A 15294-nucleotide genomic window follows, 5' to 3' on the forward strand; every position below is an offset into this window, starting at 1 on the left:
AAAGAAACCCCAGGTCAGACGGTCCTGAACCTGGGGTTTCTCTCTGTGCTGGTGGGCGCGGGCAGTTTCGAACTGCCGACATCTGCTTTGTAAGAGCAGCGCTCTACCCCTGAGCTACGCACCCGTGGATGAGGGAACAGCCTACATGGACTACGGCCCCTGGTCACAAACGGTTGCCGGCGGCAGGAGTCCGGCGACCTGGGCAGTCGTGCGGGAGCGCCGAGGAGGCGAGAGGGGGGATAGCCCCACCCCGCATACGGTGGCCGTCCTGATTCCGCGGGCTGCCGGTGCGCACATACCGTGAGCCCGGAACGGAGTAAGACGAATCGGCCGGCGCACGACCTGGGGGACGAACACCGTGGCACACCACACCCGCACACTCATCGCATCCGGCGGAGCGGTGCTTGCCGCGCTCGTGCTCTCCGGCTGCGGCAGCGCGGACACCGACGACGCACCGGTCGAGCACAAGTCGTTCGCGTTCAGCGGGAAGACGCTGACCATCGATACGGCCAACACGACGCTGGAGCTCGTACCGGCGGACGTGAAGAAGGTCGAGGTGACCCGGCAGGTCGACGGGTGGGTGGTGCTGGGGACCGGGCCCGATCCGCGCTGGGAGATGCGCGGCGGAACGTTGTCGCTGAAGGTGAAGTGCAAGGCCCTGATCAGCAACTGTGCGTCCAAGCAGCAGGTGAAGGTGCCGCGCGGGGTGGCGGTCACCGTGCTCGGGTACAACGGGAAGATCACGGCGTCGGACTTCGACACCGCGCTCGACCTGCGGTCCGACAACGGCGAGGTGACCGTGCGCGACTCCAGCGGGCCGCTGAAGCTGAACAGCAACAACGGCGACATCGTCGCCGAGGGGATTTCCGGTCCGACCGTGAAGGCCGACTCGCCCAATGGCCAGGTGCGGCTCGGGTTCGTGACCGTGCCGTCGCTGGTGGACACCACCAGTGACAATGGCGAGGTCGTCATCGAGCTGCCGGGCGGCAGCACCTCGTACGCGGTGAGCGCCGATGCGTCCAACGGGAGTGTGTCCGTGGACGTGCCGCGCAGCGACGACAGCTCCCATGTGGTGAGGGCCCGGAGCAACAACGGCGAAGTCACGGTGCGAACCGCGAACTAACCGGCCCGTGTGTTCGTCCTTACCAGGTGGGAGAATGTACCGGGCAGGGCGAATCGGCACGGGAGAGGGATGTGACGGCGACACACGCGAAGCCGCAGGCGAGAGCGGGTGCGAGTTCCGCCGTCAGAGATGTCCGTCAGGCCGGTGGGGTCCGCGATGTCCTCGTGTTGATGCTGCTGCCGGTGCCCCTGCTCGCGGGCGCCCTGTCGGGTGCCTTCGCCGGTGGCGGCACGCGGCGCTGGTTCGGCGGCCGTGGGGAGGGGCAGCGGGCCGAGGCGCAGGCCGCGAAGGATGCCGCCGCCGAGGCCTTCGTCGAGCTGGACACGGCCCAGCGCGATCTGCAGATCTCGATCGAGACGATCACCGCGGTGGACAGCTCCCCGGCCGCCCGCAAGGCCGTGGACGACTTCGCCGCGCTCGGGCGGAGCATCGACGCGGTGAGCAGCGCCTACATCACCGCCGTCGACGCACACGATCTCGACCGGGACGATCTTGAACCGTCGGTCGCCGCACAGGCCAAGACCCAGCTGACCTCCGCCAAGAACGACCTCGTGCGGGTCAAGAGCGAGCTGGACCGGTACGCGGCCGGTCTCGGGCCGCTGCTCGGCAGTGCCGAGACCCAGCTCGCGCGGCTCGCGCCGGCCGTGGAGCGGGCCCGGCAGGCGCTCCTGTCCGCGAGCAATGCTCTCGACGCGGTGCGGGAGTCCGGACTGCGAGCGGATGAACTGGCCGCACGCCTCGCCGCCCTCGCCCCCGAGCTGACCAAGCTCAACCAGGGCGCCGGCCGGCACGGTGTGGCCGAGACTCTCCAGCGGGCCGATCAGGTGTTGCGCGACGCGGAGGCGGTGCGGGCCGAGGCGGCTCAGCTGCCCGAGCGGGCCGCCGAGATCGATCGCCGCCTGGTGACGCTGCGTACGCGCGCCGAGGCCCTGACCACCCGGGCCTCTTCCGTCGAGCCCGTGCTCAGCGAGTTGCGGCGACGGTTCTCCGCCGCCTGCTGGCAGGACCTCCAGCCCGTTCCGGAGCAGGCCGCGGTCAACGTCCGCCAGGCCGAGGAGAAGCTCAAGGAGGCCGCGAAGGCGCGCGGCGAGCAGCGCTGGGCCGATGCGACCTCACGGCTGAGTACGGTACGGGCCCTGCTCAACGCCACCGACGAGGCGGTGTCCGCGGCCGGTGACCGGCTGCACCGGCTGAACGAGGTGGCCAAGGACCCGCAGCAGGAGATCCAGCGCACCCGGTTCGCGATCCGGGACGCCCAGCGGCTGGCCATGGCCGGGCGCAACACCCCCGAGCCACGCCACGCCCGTCCGCTGGACGACGCCGTGGCCCGGCTCGATCAGGCCGTCAGCGGTCTTGAGGGACGTCACCCCGACTACTGGCACTTCCTGACCGTCACGGAGGGCGTACGCCGGACCGCCGCACACGTCGTCTCGGAGATCCGCGAGGAGCGCGGGGCCGGTACCTGAGTCGTCCGGTGTGCCCGTTCGTGTGCTGGTGGACGAGTGCCGGGGTGCGGCGTACGCGCCGCCGAGCGATCCTGGTAGTGGCCGAAGGAGGCTTCTCCATGGCGACCCACGCACCCCATGTGCCCCATGCGCCCCACGCACTGCGTCCTGCCCGACGGCCCGCCGCTCTCCGCAGGGCCACTCGACTCGATGAGCACCTCCCGGTCGACCACCGCCTCAGCCGCGTCTACCGGGTGGGGGCGGGGCTGATGGGTCTGGTGTTGCTCACCTTCGGCATCCTGGGGCTGATCGACAAGATCGGCTTCTTCGACACCGGTGGTGACACCGTCGCCGGCCTGAGCACCAACGGCGCGCTCAGCGTGCTGTCGATCTGCGTCGGGCTGCTGCTGTTCATCGGGATGGTCATCAGCGGCAACTTCGCCTCGACCCTCAACATGGTCATCGGCATCGTGTTCATCCTCAGCGGCTTCGTGAATCTCGCGCTGCTCGACACCGGGATGAACTTCCTCGCCTTCCAGATCCAGAACGTGCTGTTCAGCTTCATCGTCGGACTGCTGCTGATGATGTTCGGCATGTACGGGCGGGTCAGTGGCGGGCTCTCCCACGACAACCCGTACTGGCGGGCCCGGCACCCCGAAGAGGCCGCGGAGGAGGAGCGGCTCGCGCGGCGCAGGCGGGTCGAGCAGATGCCCGTTGTCGACCCGCCCTCCGCAGGGCGACGGGTCTAGAGCCAGCGAAGGGCCTCCTCTGCCTCTGCCCGGAATACGGTCCCTGCGGATAGCCTGAGCGCATGCCTCGTTACGAGTACCGCTGCCGCTCCTGCGGACACACGTTCGAACTCCGTCGTCCGATGGCCCAGTCCTCGGCCCCCGCCCCCTGCCCCGCCGGGCACGAGGACACCGTGAAGCTCCTCTCCACCGTCGCCGTCGCCGTCGGCGGTTCGGCCGGTTCCGCGCCCGCACCCTCGGGCGACGGCGGTGGCGGCGGTTGCTGCGGCGGGGGCTGCTGCGGCTGACCCGGCCGCAGCGGCAAACAGCGGCCACGGCAGACGGCTACCGCTACCGCACGGCTACCGCTTGCGCGACAGGGTCAGGCCGTCCGCCACCGTGAGCAGCACGCTGTCCATCCGCGCGTCGGCGGACACGTGGTCGTTGAACTCCTTGATGGCCGCCGCTCCGCCGGTCGCGTCCGGGTCGGTCACGCGGCCGTGGAAGAGCACGTTGTCCGTGGCGATGACACCGCCCGCGCGCATCCGGGGCACCAGCTCCTCCCAGTACGGGATGTAGCTGCCCTTGTCCGCGTCGAGGTAGGCGAAGTCGATGTGCGGCTCGGCGGGCATCGCCCGCAGGGTGTCCAGGGCGGGGGCGATCCGCAGGTCGATCCTGTCGGCCACGCCCGCCTTCGCCCATGCCTCACGGCCGTACGCCGTCCACTCCTCCGAGACGTCGCAGGCGATCAGCAGTCCGTCGGCGGGCATGGCCTGGGCCATCGACAGGGCGGAGAAGCCGGTGAAGGTGCCGACCTCCACGATGTGACGGGCCCCGGTCAGCCGGACGAGGAAGGCCAGCAGCGGCCCCTGCTCCTCGGCCGACTGCATGCCCGCGTGATCGGGGAGACGGGCGTACGTGGTCTCGACGAGCTCGCGCTGCACCGCGTCCAGCGGCGGGTTGTGCGCCAGCGTGTACGCGTACAGCTCGTCCGTGATCTTGGTTTCGTTTCCCTTGGTCATCGCCAGAACTCCTTGGTCATCGCCACAACTCGTTGGGTCCGCCACGTACTCCCCCGGCGGGCGGGAACGCGGCGACTGTAGCCACAGGATGCCGCCCGCCGCCGCCGGTTCGAGCGGTTTCGGCGGCGCGGCGGCCGGAACGGGGATCCAGGTGTCAGACGGCCCCGACCGGGCTCGACGTCCGCAGGAGGAAGCGCCGCAGGATCTCCTCGCCCGCGGCCACGCCCTGCTCCTCGGTCGCCTCCACGTGCGGGGCGCTCCAGTTCGCGTCGGCCAGTTCTCCGTGGCCGGGGCGCCAGCCCTGGTCGGCGGCGAGCAGCAGGTCGGCGTCCAGGAGGGAGTCACCGGCGGCGAGCGTGAGCGTGGCGCCCGTGCGGCGGGCCACCTCGCGCATCGCCGCGCTCTTGGTGAGCGGCCTCGGCACGACGTAGATCTTGCGGCCCTGGAGCGAGACGGACCAGCCGCGCGGCTCCGCCCACTCGGCCAGCTCCTGCCGCCAGTCCGGGGGCAGTTGGGCGCGGTCGACCACGAGGTAGGCGAAGAGGTCCTCCGCGACCCGCTCCTTGAGCAGCCAGGCGGGATCGGCGGCGGATATGAGGTGGGCGCGGATCTCGGCGAGCGGGGCGCACTCGTCGGCCAGCCGGCGGGTCACCGTCCGCTGCCAGTCCGGGTCGGACTCGCCGTCCACCAGGATGTGTCCGCCGTTGGCGCAGATCGCGAACCGGGGTGCGGGCCCAGGGAGATGGATGCGGTGGTACTGCTCGCGGGTACGGGTGGTGGTCGGTACGAAGACCGTGGCGCCGGCCAGTTCGACGAGGAGTTCCGCCGCCGTCTCCGTGACGTACGAGAGTGGCTTGTGGTCGTACACCTCGACGCAGAGCAGCCTGGGGGCCTGGGCGTCCGGCATCGCAAGCTGGAGTGCGGCCGCCGAGTAGATGAGGGTGCGGTCGAGGTCGCTGGCGACCAGCGTCACCGGGGAGGGTGCGTGGACGGTCACTTGGACTCCACCGCCTTGCCGTCCGCACCGGTCGCCCCGCGCGTGTACTTGGGGTGGATCAGCCCGACGCAGGTGTACGGAAGCCCGTCGACCTCCTCGACCGGGACGCCGCGCTGCCCGGCCAGCAGCCTGATGTGCTCCAGGTCCGCACCGGCGCCGCGCTTGGCGAGGATCTTCCAGGGGACCCGGCGCAGCAGGACCCGGGTCGTCTCCCCGACACCCGGCTTGACCAGGTTCACGTCGTGGATGCCGTACTCCTCGCTGATCCGCTCCACGGCGGCCCAGCCCTCCCAGGTGGGTGCCCGGTCGGCGGTGAGCAGTTCCTTGGCATCGGCGTCGACCGCGTCCGCGACCTCACCGAACCGGTCCGCGACGGTGTCGAGGAAGTGGCCGGAGACATCCGATCCGGCGAGCTCGCGGTAGAACTTCGCACCGTGGAAGTCGTCCGGCCCGACCAGGTCGGAGCGCAGGACGGTACGGGAAATCAGCCCGGAGACGGTGGAGTTGAGGCAGGCCGAGGGGATCAGGAAGTCCTCGCGGGTGCCGTACGTGCGGACGCAGCCGCCGGGGTCGGCCAGCACCGCGATCTCCGGGTTGAAGCCCTCGGTTCCGTCGGCTTCCTCGAACTCCGCTACGGCCGCGGCCAGTTCGCGGGTGATGGCGCCCTTGCCCGTCCAGCCGTCGACGAAGACGACGTCGGCCGGGTTGTGGTGGGCGGCCAGCCAGCGCAGGGCGTTGGCGTCGATGCCCCGGCCGCGCACGATGGAGACGGCGTAGTGCGGCAGCTCTGTGCCGTGGCGGTGGCGGGCCCAGCGGCGCATCAGTACGCCGACGGGCGTGCCGGCCCTGGCCAGCGAGACCAGCACGGGGCGGGGGCCGCGCTCGGCCAGGACCGTCTCCGTGACGGTGCCGACGGCACGGGCGATCCGGGCGGCCGACAGGTCCAGGGCCGCCTTGAACAGGTCCTGGTACTGGTCGGACGGCTGGTACTCGACGGGCAGCGACTCGGCGTAGTGCGCGCCGCCGCTCTGTATCGCCTCCTCGCGCTCCTCCGTGGGCGCCTCCAGCTCGGTGTCCGAGAGGTCCTGGAGCAGCCAGCCGACCTCGTCGGGCGCGTAGGAGGAGAAGGCGGGGCCGCGGAGGGGCTCGGGCAGCATGCGGGGTTCTTCCTGGCGGTCGGGGGCCGACGACGGGACGGAGACCATGGAGGGAGCGGAGGCCGTGGACGGGACGGAGGCCGACGACGGGGCGGCGGACGGGCCGGGCACCGCGGGTATCGCATCGGCCGGTACGTACGAGGGCACCACCGCGAGGAGGACCTGGCCCGTGTGCGGGGCGAGCCGCGCCAGCAGTCCGTCGGGGGCGTGCAGTCCGGGCGTGTCGGCGGTGGAGTCGACGACGGCCACGACCGCGTCGAAACCGGCGCCCGCGACGTTGTACGCGTACCGGGCGCCGGGGCCGTCGGCCGGGTCGTCGTGGGCCGGGAAGACCAGCCGGGTGCGTATCGCGTAGCCCGGGTCGTCCACCGCCAGGACCGGGGAGCGGGTCGTGGTGGAGTAGCGGACCTCGGCGTCGAGGCGGTCCTCCAGCGCGGTGCCCAGGCGCAGGGGGGCGTACATCAGCTCCTCGAAGCCGAGGATCAGTACGCGGCGCGCCGTGTCGTCCAGTTCGGCGGCGACGCGGTCCGCCATGGCGGGGAGGGCCGCTTCCAGCCGGGCGCGGTGCTCGGGGGTGAAGCCGTGCCTGCCGCCGTCGGGCACACCCTCGGGCCAGCGCAGGTCCACCCGGGTGCAGGGGCGGGGGGCGCCGGACGCGGGCTGCGGTGCCGCCGCTCCGGCGCTCCGCGCCAGGTCCTGCGCCGCCTCCTCCGCCGCGACCAGCGCTTGGCCCTTCTCCAGGACGCCGTCCGGGAGGCGGACCGTGCCCGCGTTCCTCGCCACCAGGTCGACGCGGGCGCCGATCTCCGCCGCGAACTCGGCCAGCCGGCCTCGGTCGGCCGGTGAGCGCATGTCAGCGAGGGCCACGATCACGTAGCGGTTGCGGGGGTAGCGCTCGTGCAGGGCGCGGATGGTGTTGAGGACGGTGTTGCCGGTGGAGAACTCGTCGTCGACCAGCACGAGCACCGCGTCTGCGGAGTCCACACCTGCCGGGTCGGCCGAGTCCGCACCAGCCGGGTCGGCCGGGTCGGCCGGTTGCGGAGCCGCCGCATCACCCGTCAGCAGGTCCGGGTCCTCCGGCAGCAGCAGGTGCGAGGTGGCGTGCGAGTGCGACTCCTCGAATCCGCCCGCCCGCGCCACGCCCGCCACGGGGCGGCGCGTCGAGTGGAGATACGGTGCGGCGCCGAGCCCGTCGGCGACCGCGTGGCCGAGGCCCGTGGCCGTCTCCGCGTAGCCGAGCACGACCGCGTGCCGCGCCCCGGCCTCCCCGAGCAGTTCCCGCACCCGGCGACCGAGCTGGAATCCGGCGCCGTAGACCACCGAGGGGTACTGCGGTACGTGCTTGCCGAGCACATGGGACACGAGCAGATGCGCCCGCTTGGGGTTGTGCCGCAGGGCGAGGCCCAGCAGCTCCCGCAGTTCGGCGTCGCCCACCAGCTCGACGCCCAGCCGCTCCGCGACCCAGCTACCCGACCACACCACGTTCGTCGTCTCTTTCCTCAGCCGTGCGCCCGCTCATCGGATCGCACTCGTAGCCACGCCCATCCGCATCCGCATCCGCATCCGCATCCGGGATCGTCGGATGAACGCCGTCACCCGACCACCCTCACCCGAACAGGCTCATTCCGCGAGGCTCGCGGCCAGCAGTTCCACGAAGCCGACGTCTTCCCTGGCCACCCCGAAGACCTCGGCCCGCTGCAGGGTGCGCTCGGCCCAGGCCCGGTGCGGCTTCACTTCGTTCATCTTGTTCGTGTAAGCGGACCGCAGCACTCCGCCGCCTCCGCTCTCCGGCCGCAGGATGTCCTGCGCGTCGCTGAACTCTTCGTGACTGACCACCGACAGTGCGTGCACGGGCGCGACGTGCGAGGGGTGGATGCAGGTCTTGCCGAGCAGGCCGTTGGCCCGGTCCAGCTCGATCTCCCGCAGCAGTCCGTCCAGGTCGTGTTCGATCAGCGCGGTGCGCAGCTCTTCGGCCCGGCCCTCCAGGAAGGGGCTGCGGCGCAGCTGTGGCTTGAACATGCGCTCCTGGAGCCGGAAGTACTCCCAGACGGGTCCGGTGATCGTGAAGCCGGTGCCGTCCGCCCGGCCCAGCACGTTGACCACGTCAGCGATGACGTCACCGACGATCCGGACGTCGTAGGCGGTCATGTCGGGCGCCCTGCGCAGTCCGTACGCGGAGCAGAAGTCGGTGACACCGAGCCGCAGCGCGAGCACCCGGTCCCGGTACGAGCCGACGGTGGCGGCGATCTTCTGGAGGACTTCCCGCCGGGTCTCCAGATGGAGCAGCTCGGGCGATTCGAGTACGGGCATGGCGAAGAGCCGTCGGCCGCCGGCGCTCTCGGCCTTGGCCAGCGCCTCCATGAAGGGCACGCCACGCTCCTGCGTGAACTTCGGAAGTACAAATCCGGACAACAGTCGGGCGGAATCGCCGAGCCTGCGCACCAGGTCCGTGATCTGGTGCGGCTCACGGACCCGGATGAAGAGCAGCGGCAGTTCACCGCCGCGCGCGTCGAGTTCCGCGAACTGGCCGACCAGGTTCTCCTCGGCTCCGGTCACCTCGGAGTCGTCGATCGAATCCTCCAGGCACAGCACCATGGAGACGACACCCCGGGCGGCCTGCTTGATCACGTCGCCGGCGAGCGTGGGGCGGGTGGCGGGGCTGTAGAGGGTGGCGCCCAGCGCGGCCGCGAGTATCCGGGGCGGTGCGTCGGCGTCGAAGGAGCACGGCTCCCGGAAGAACAGGCCGTCCCTGACAGTCGGTGCGATATGCCCGAAATGACGCATCTGATTCCCCCCGTGCTACCTGACCGATCGGACAACGTGTGGCCGGTAATAGTACGTACGGACGGGTGTCGGCAGTTCCCTGGCCACATGAATTCCGGGTAACTCGTCCATTTGACGACGGTCCGGCAGGGTGCGGACGCGGCGCTTCCGGCATTCCGCCGGGACACGACTCGCGACCCCCACGTTGTCCGCAGGGGCGGCCAGCAGGCAGGATGACCGCCATGACGCACGCGATGGTGAAAGGCTCGAACGTCCCACTCGACGCCATGGCCGTACGGGCGGTGCTGCGCTGGACCCCGGGCAACGGGGTCCCCGACGTGGACGCCTCGGCCCTGCTGCTCGGCTCCGACGGCCGCGTGCGCTCGGACGAGGACTTCGTCTTCTACAACCAGCCCCGCCACCCCTCCGGCCTGGTACGACGACTGCCGAAGCGGAGCCTCGCCACCGGGCTGACGGACACCATCGAGGCCGATCTCAACGCACTCGACCCCTCGGTCGACCAGGTCGTCATCGCCGCGTCCTCCGACGACGCCTCCTTCGAACAGGTGCGCGATCTCTCCATCATGCTCTTCGACGCGGCGGCGGCGAGCGGCGAGCCGCTCGCGGTGTTCGAGATCCGGCCGGAGACCGGCGCGGAGACCGCGATCATCTGCGGCGAGCTGTACCGGCGCGGAGATGGCTGGAAGTTCCGGGCCGTGGGGCAGGGCTACCCGACCGGCCTCGTCGGTCTCGCGACCGCGTTCGGCATCTCGGTCGACGAGACGGCACCCTCGGCCGACCCCGAACCGACTCCGGCTCCGGCACCACTGCCCGTAACGCCCGTAACACCCGCACCGCCCGTCCCACCCGTACCGGCGTTCCCGCCCGCACCGGCTCCCGATCCGGACGCGCAGCTCACCGTGCAGCACCAGCAGCCCGCGTACGGCTACCCGCAGCCCGCCGCGGCCCCGCCCGCGGCGCCGCAGCCCGCGTACGGCTACCCTCAGCCGGCCTCCGCGCAGCCCGCGTACGGCTATCCGCAGCCCGCGGCGGCGGCCGCACACGCCCCGGACCCGAATTTCGTCCTGCCGCCACAGGGACCGCAGTTCATACGCCCCTGAGCCCGGCCGACCAGCCATGAGGACGCCCTGACTCCTGCGTCTGCACGTCTACGCCCGGGACTTGTAGCCGCGTCCCCACTGCATCCCGTAGCCGTACAGCCGGTCCAGCTCCGACTGGAAGCCGTACACGAACTTCACCTCGCGCCGCACGATCAGTTCGTCCTTGACGTTCTCCACCGTGAACACGGCGCACGAGCGTGCCTGCGGGGCCCGCTCGTCCAGCTCGATCTCGATGCGCGGCCCGTTGCCCGGGTAGAGCGTCACCTTGGCGTGCGTACGGTCGAAGGCCGGTGTCTGGTCGTAGATGTAGACGAAGAACAGCAGCCGCTTGATCTGGTCGCGCTGGTCGAGGTTGACGTAGACCGTCTCGCCGGACGGTGCGCCGAAGCGGTCGTCGCCGCTGAGCCTGATGTAGGGCGGCGCGTTCAGGTCACCGATCAGGTTGCCGAGCGGCTGCACCACGCCCTTGGTGCCGTCCGCCAGCTCGTACATGCAGCCCAGGTCCAGGTCGACGTTGACCACGCCCTGGGTGTGCGCCTGGACCACGTCCGGCTTGAAGAGCTTCAGCGGTCTCAGCAGCCGGCCGCTCTGCCGCGAGCGGCCCTCGATGTCCGAGGTGCGCATCCGCCAGGAGAGGTTGACCCGGAGGTTGCCGGTCAGCGCGCCCTGTTTGGTCAGCGAGACCGTGGCATGCCGCCGCGAGAGCACGATGGAGTTCGTGGCCGCGTTGCCCGACTCGAACTGCGCTTCCCGCCCCGGCCACAGGTTGTCCCAGAACGCCATCCCCAACCCCCACACATATCGGCCACGCCGGATACCCGGCCCCGCACCCGCCGCATGCGCAACACACGACGCACGCACCGCTGCGGGGCGGCTCCGGGCCGGGTCCGGGATCTTCCCGAGGACCTTCACCGTACGAGCCGCCCCGCAGAGAGCGTTCCTCATTCCCTACCGGGTCACACCCCGGCGGGCACTTCGGACGTGGAACCGCCGTCCCCGTCACCGTCTCCGCCGCCGCCTTCGGCCTCCAGGGCCTTGTTGCGCCGGACCGACGACCAGAACGACCAGGCGATCAGGATGACGCCCACGAGGCCGGTGATGAGCTCGTTGATCTCGTACTGGATCGTGACGAGCAGGATGACGGACAGCGCGCCGATCGCGTAGTGCGCGCCGTGCTCCAGGTAGACGTAGTCGTCCAGGGTGCCCTGGCGGACCAGGTAGACCGTGAGCGAACGGACGTACATCGCACCGATACCGAGACCCAGCGCCATCAGCACGATCTCGTTGGTGATGGCGAACGCACCGATCACGCCGTCGAACGAGAAGGACGCGTCGAGCACTTCCAGGTAGAGGAACATGAAGAACGCGGCTTTGCCGGAGAGTACGACCGCGGAGACGTTCTTGCCGCTCCGCTTGGCCTGTTCCTCCTCCTCGTGCTCGCGTTCCTCCGCCTCTTCGAGCTTGTTCTCGAAGAAGCCGGAGAGACCGCCGACGATGAGGTAGGTGATCAGACCCGCGATACCCGCGAGCAGAACCGTCTCCGCCTTGTCCGCGTGGCCGCCGCCGTGCTGGTGCGCGCTGCCCGCGAACGTCATCGCCGAGATCAGCAGGACGATCAGGGCGACACAGACCGACAGCATGTCGACCTTGCCGAGCTTGGCGAGCGGGCGCTCGATCCAGCGCAGCCACTGGATGTCACGGTCCTCGAAAATGAAGTCGAGGAAGATCATCAAAAGGAACATCCCACCGAAGGCGGCAATCGCCGGGTGGGCGTCCGTGACCAGTTCCTTGTAGCGGTCCGGGTCGTTGAAGGAAAGATCAACTGCCTCGATCGGACCCAGTTTGGCAGTGATGGCCACGATCACGACGGGGAAGACCAGCCGCATACCGAAGACCGCGATGAGCACACCGACCGTGAGGAAGATCTTCTGCCAGAAGGCATTCATCTTCTTCAGGATTCCGGCGTTGATCACCGCGTTGTCGAAGGACAGCGAGATCTCCAGGACGGTGAGGATCGCCACTACACCGAAGGCCTCCCACCCCCCGTAGAACCACGCTGCGACCAGGCCGATCGCGGTAATCGCGAACGACCAGCCGAAGGTTTTCAGAAGCACTGGCTACCCCATCATTTATGTAACGGGTCTCCCCCGGTGAGTACGGGGCTCCCCCGCGCCGAGCGCGGCTTTACGAAACGTTGACCCCGAAGTCTAGAGCGATGCCCCGCAGCCCCGACGCGTACCCCTGCCCCACTGCACGGAACTTCCACTCGCCGCCGTAGCGGTAGAGCTCACCGAAGATCATCGCGGTCTCCGTCGAGGCGTCCTCGCTCAGGTCGTAACGCGCGAGTTCCTGGCCGTCGGCCTGGTTCACCACCCGGATGAACGCATTGCTGATCTGCCCGAAGGTCTGGCCGCGGGTATCGGCCTCATGGATCGAGACCGGAAAGACGATCTTGTCGCAATGGGCCGGAACCTGGGTGAGGTTGACGATGACGGACTCGTCGTCGCCCTCGCCCTCACCCGTGAGGTTGTCACCGGTGTGTTCCACGGAGCCGTCGGGGCTCGTGAGGTTGTTGTAGAACACGAACCACTCGTCGCCGAGCACCCGGCCCGACTGGCACAACAGCGCGCTGGCGTCGAGGTCGAAGTCGGCCCCGGTGGTGGATCGTGCGTCCCAGCCGAGCCCGATCAGTACCTGGGTGAGATCGGGTGCGGCCTTGGAGAGGGAGACATTGCCTCCCTTGGCGAGTGTGACGCCCATGGTGTGTGTCCTCCCCGAGTGGATGAACCGTCTGCTGAGCGCGTCCGGCGCCGCACAGGGTGCGGCGCCGGACGGGGGATGTGCTGGTGCCTGCCCCGGACCGCGCGTGCGCGGGTCCCGGACCGGCGGGTCTAGTGACCGGTCACGGTCCTAGACATTGACGCCGAAGTCCTGCGCGATGCCGCGCAGGCCCGAGGCGTAGCCCTGACCGATGGCACGGAACTTCCACTCCGCGCCGTTGCGGTACAGCTCGCCGAAGACCATGGCGGTCTCCGTCGAGGCGTCCTCGCTCAGGTCGTAGCGGGCGAGCTCGCTGTTGTCCGCCTGGTTGACCACGCGGATGTACGCGTTGCGCACCTGGCCGAAGCTCTGCTGGCGCGACTCGGCCTCGTAGATCGAGACCGGGAAGACGATCTTGTCGACATCGGCCGGTACACCGGCCAGGTTGACCTTGATGACCTCGTCGTCGCCCTCGCCCTCACCGGTGAGGTTGTCACCGGTGTGCTCGACGGAACCGTCGGGGCTCTTGAGGTTGTTGAAGAAGACGAAATTGCCGTCGTTGCCGACCTTGCCCTCGGCGTTCGTCAGCAGGGCGCTGGCGTCGAGGTCGAAGTCTCCACCGGTGGTGGTACGAGCGTCCCAGCCCAGACCCACGATGACCGCGGTCAGGTTGGGCGCGGCCTTGGTCAGCGAGACGTTGCCGCCCTTGCTGAGGCTGACTCCCACGAGTCCTCCCATTGGTTTCATTGGGGGCCGGCCGGTGCCGGCGCCTCCACGTTGCGTTGGCATCCGATCAACGAGTGGATCCTAGTGACCGGTTCCCGGCCAAAACAGGCTTTTGGCCGGGGGTCGCCCCGAGATCCCCCGGATCTCGGATCAGAGCGTGCCGAGCGCCTTGACGTAGTCGTTCAGGTCGCGCGCGTCGGGGAGGCCGTTGACGACCGTCCAGCGCACCACGCCCTCCTTGTCGATGATGAAGGTGCCGCGCACCGCGCAGCCCTTCTCCTCGTCGAAGACGCCGTACGCCCGCGAGGTCTCGCCGTGCGGCCAGAAGTCCGACAGCAGCGGGTACTCCAGGCCCTCCTGCTCGGCGAAGACGCGCAGGGTGTGGATGGAGTCGTTGGAGACGGCGAGCAGCTGCGTGTCGTCGTTCTCGAAGGTGGGCAGCTCGTCGCGCAGGGCGCAGAGCTCACCCGTGCAGACGCCGGTGAAGGCGAACGGGTAGAACAGCAGCACCACGTTCTTGGCGCCGCGAAATTCGGAGAGCTTCACGGTCCGGCCGTGGTTGTCCTTCAGCTCGAAATCCGGGGCCTTGGTGCCGACCTCGATCGCCATGAAACGCGTCCCTTCGCTACGTCGCCGGGCTGGGCGGGTGACTCCCACCCTACGCAGATGCCCCTGGCGGCCGTGCGGCACCCGCAGAAGGCCACCCGGCCGGTCCGTGCGGGGCCTCTGGCGGTCTCCGCGCCCTCATGGCCGCCCACCACTCCGCGCCCTCATGGCCGCCCACCACTCCGCGCCCTCATGACCGCCCTCCAGGGGCCCGCGGGTGGCACCGGGCATACGAAGGCCCCCGGGCGGCTTGCTGCCCGGGGGCCTCCAGTGGCGATATGCGGTTCAGCGCCTGGGCTTGGCCGCCACCTTCGGTGTGGCCAGACGGCTGCCCGTCCAGTCCTTGCCCGCACTGATGCTCTTGGTCTGGGCGAGACCGGCTGTCTGGGCAGCCTCGTTGATGTCGCTCGGCTCGACGTATCCGTCACGGCCGGTCTTCGGCGTCATCAGCCAGACCGTGCCGCCTTCCTCGAGCAGACCAATGGCATCCACCAGCGCGTCCGTAAGGTCGCCGTCCTCGTCGCGGAACCAGAGCAGGACGACGTCTGCGACGTCGTCGTAGTCCTCATCGACGAGATCCTGGCCGATAGTGGCCTCAATGCCCTCACGGAGCTCCAGCTCGACGTCGTCGTCGTAGCCGATCTCCTGGACCACCTGTCCGGGCTCGAACCCCAGGCGTGCTGCCGGGTTGGTCCGCTCCTCCGCGTGGTCCGCGGTCGCGCTCACGGGTTGCCTCCTGATCATGTTTCGGAAAATGCTGCAGCCACGCGCGTACGCGGGGCGTTGGCCGTAGTCCACACGGGAGCGGCGGATCGCGCAAGTACCCAGCGCACGAGACCGCCTAAA

General features: G+C 69.8%; 15 protein-coding genes and 1 tRNA gene. 5 read left to right on the forward strand and 11 right to left on the reverse strand.

Features of this window, described 5'->3' with window-relative positions; translation table 11 throughout:
- Positions 1–49: 49 nt before the first annotated feature.
- A tRNA-Val gene (locus ACZ601_RS06710) sits at positions 50–124 on the reverse strand.
- A 234-nt stretch (positions 125–358) separates the two neighbouring features.
- On the opposite strand from ACZ601_RS06710, the gene ACZ601_RS06715 reads away from it, so the two are divergent.
- The 4 genes from ACZ601_RS06715 to ACZ601_RS06730 all read left to right on the forward strand — a co-directional run bounded on the left by ACZ601_RS06715 (position 359) and on the right by ACZ601_RS06730 (position 3604).
- The gene (locus ACZ601_RS06715; protein WP_469533919.1) at positions 359–1123 is read left to right on the forward strand and encodes a DUF4097 family beta strand repeat-containing protein; all 765 of its coding nucleotides are present in this window, start codon (positions 359–361) and stop codon (positions 1121–1123) included.
- Positions 1124–1194: 71 nt separating this feature from the next.
- Complete coding sequence (locus ACZ601_RS06720) at positions 1195–2589, forward strand: hypothetical protein (RefSeq protein ID WP_469533922.1); 1395 nt, start codon at positions 1195–1197, stop codon at positions 2587–2589.
- A 98-nt stretch (positions 2590–2687) separates the two neighbouring features.
- Complete coding sequence (locus ACZ601_RS06725; RefSeq protein WP_469533924.1) at positions 2688–3317, forward strand: DUF4383 domain-containing protein; 630 nt, start codon at positions 2688–2690, stop codon at positions 3315–3317.
- A 62-nt stretch (positions 3318–3379) separates the two neighbouring features.
- The gene (locus tag ACZ601_RS06730) at positions 3380–3604 is read left to right on the forward strand and encodes an FmdB family zinc ribbon protein (RefSeq protein WP_469533927.1); all 225 of its coding nucleotides are present in this window, start codon (positions 3380–3382) and stop codon (positions 3602–3604) included.
- A gap of 54 nt (positions 3605–3658) precedes the next feature.
- Here ACZ601_RS06730 and ACZ601_RS06735 read toward each other — a convergent pair whose 3' ends face one another.
- The 4 genes from ACZ601_RS06735 to ACZ601_RS06750 form a co-directional block, all read right to left on the reverse strand.
- Entirely contained in the window at positions 3659–4318 is a 660-nt protein-coding gene (locus ACZ601_RS06735) for an O-methyltransferase (protein WP_469533929.1), read from the reverse strand.
- A gap of 154 nt (positions 4319–4472) precedes the next feature.
- Positions 4473–5315: an HAD family hydrolase gene (locus ACZ601_RS06740; RefSeq protein WP_469533930.1), complete on the reverse strand. Its 843-nt coding sequence runs from the start codon at positions 5313–5315 to the stop codon at positions 4473–4475.
- Complete coding sequence (locus ACZ601_RS06745) at positions 5312–7954, reverse strand: phosphoribosyltransferase (RefSeq protein WP_469533933.1); 2643 nt, start codon at positions 7952–7954, stop codon at positions 5312–5314. Before ACZ601_RS06745 ends, ACZ601_RS06740 begins: the two co-directional genes overlap by 4 nt.
- A gap of 138 nt (positions 7955–8092) precedes the next feature.
- Complete coding sequence (locus ACZ601_RS06750) at positions 8093–9256, reverse strand: HpcH/HpaI aldolase/citrate lyase family protein (RefSeq protein ID WP_440577961.1); 1164 nt, start codon at positions 9254–9256, stop codon at positions 8093–8095.
- Positions 9257–9477: 221 nt separating this feature from the next.
- Here ACZ601_RS06750 and ACZ601_RS06755 point away from each other — a divergent pair, with 221 nt between their 5' ends.
- Positions 9478–10356 carry a TerD family protein gene (locus ACZ601_RS06755; protein ID WP_469533934.1) on the forward strand — a complete coding sequence of 293 codons (879 nt, stop codon included), beginning with the start codon at positions 9478–9480 and terminating at the stop codon, positions 10354–10356.
- Positions 10357–10404: 48 nt separating this feature from the next.
- On the opposite strand, the gene ACZ601_RS06760 is transcribed toward ACZ601_RS06755, so the two are convergent.
- From ACZ601_RS06760 to ACZ601_RS06785, 6 genes are all read right to left on the reverse strand, one after another.
- The gene (locus ACZ601_RS06760; protein ID WP_440577963.1) at positions 10405–11139 is read right to left on the reverse strand and encodes a TerD family protein; all 735 of its coding nucleotides are present in this window, start codon (positions 11137–11139) and stop codon (positions 10405–10407) included.
- A gap of 173 nt (positions 11140–11312) precedes the next feature.
- On the reverse strand, positions 11313–12470 hold the full coding sequence (locus tag ACZ601_RS06765; protein WP_469533937.1) for a DUF475 domain-containing protein: 1158 nt from the start codon (positions 12468–12470) through the stop codon (positions 11313–11315).
- Positions 12471–12540: 70 nt separating this feature from the next.
- The gene (locus ACZ601_RS06770; RefSeq protein ID WP_469533940.1) at positions 12541–13116 is read right to left on the reverse strand and encodes a TerD family protein; all 576 of its coding nucleotides are present in this window, start codon (positions 13114–13116) and stop codon (positions 12541–12543) included.
- Between the two features lie 150 nt (positions 13117–13266).
- On the reverse strand, positions 13267–13842 hold the full coding sequence (locus ACZ601_RS06775; protein WP_024491201.1) for a TerD family protein: 576 nt from the start codon (positions 13840–13842) through the stop codon (positions 13267–13269).
- Between the two features lie 150 nt (positions 13843–13992).
- Positions 13993–14451 carry a peroxiredoxin gene (locus ACZ601_RS06780; protein ID WP_073735864.1) on the reverse strand — a complete coding sequence of 153 codons (459 nt, stop codon included), beginning with the start codon at positions 14449–14451 and terminating at the stop codon, positions 13993–13995.
- Positions 14452–14733: 282 nt separating this feature from the next.
- Positions 14734–15174, reverse strand: a complete 441-nt coding sequence (locus ACZ601_RS06785; protein WP_073735865.1) for a DUF3052 domain-containing protein — start codon at positions 15172–15174, stop codon at positions 14734–14736.
- Positions 15175–15294 lie beyond the last annotated feature (120 nt).

The organism is Streptomyces sp. NPDC104307 (assembly GCF_055584045.1).

Coding starts and splice junctions, on each gene's coding strand:
- ACZ601_RS06750 (WP_440577961.1), bottom strand. CDS start 9,256: ATGCGTCATTTCGGGCATATCGCACCGACTGTCAGGGACGGCCTGTTC.
- ACZ601_RS06770 (WP_469533940.1), bottom strand. CDS start 13,116: ATGGGCGTCACACTCGCCAAGGGAGGCAATGTCTCCCTCTCCAAGGCC.
- ACZ601_RS06730 (WP_469533927.1), top strand. CDS start 3,380: ATGCCTCGTTACGAGTACCGCTGCCGCTCCTGCGGACACACGTTCGAA.
- ACZ601_RS06755 (WP_469533934.1), top strand. CDS start 9,478: ATGACGCACGCGATGGTGAAAGGCTCGAACGTCCCACTCGACGCCATG.
- ACZ601_RS06725 (WP_469533924.1), top strand. CDS start 2,688: ATGGCGACCCACGCACCCCATGTGCCCCATGCGCCCCACGCACTGCGT.
- ACZ601_RS06735 (WP_469533929.1), bottom strand. CDS start 4,318: ATGACCAAGGGAAACGAAACCAAGATCACGGACGAGCTGTACGCGTAC.
- ACZ601_RS06760 (WP_440577963.1), bottom strand. CDS start 11,139: ATGGCGTTCTGGGACAACCTGTGGCCGGGGCGGGAAGCGCAGTTCGAG.
- ACZ601_RS06780 (WP_073735864.1), bottom strand. CDS start 14,451: ATGGCGATCGAGGTCGGCACCAAGGCCCCGGATTTCGAGCTGAAGGAC.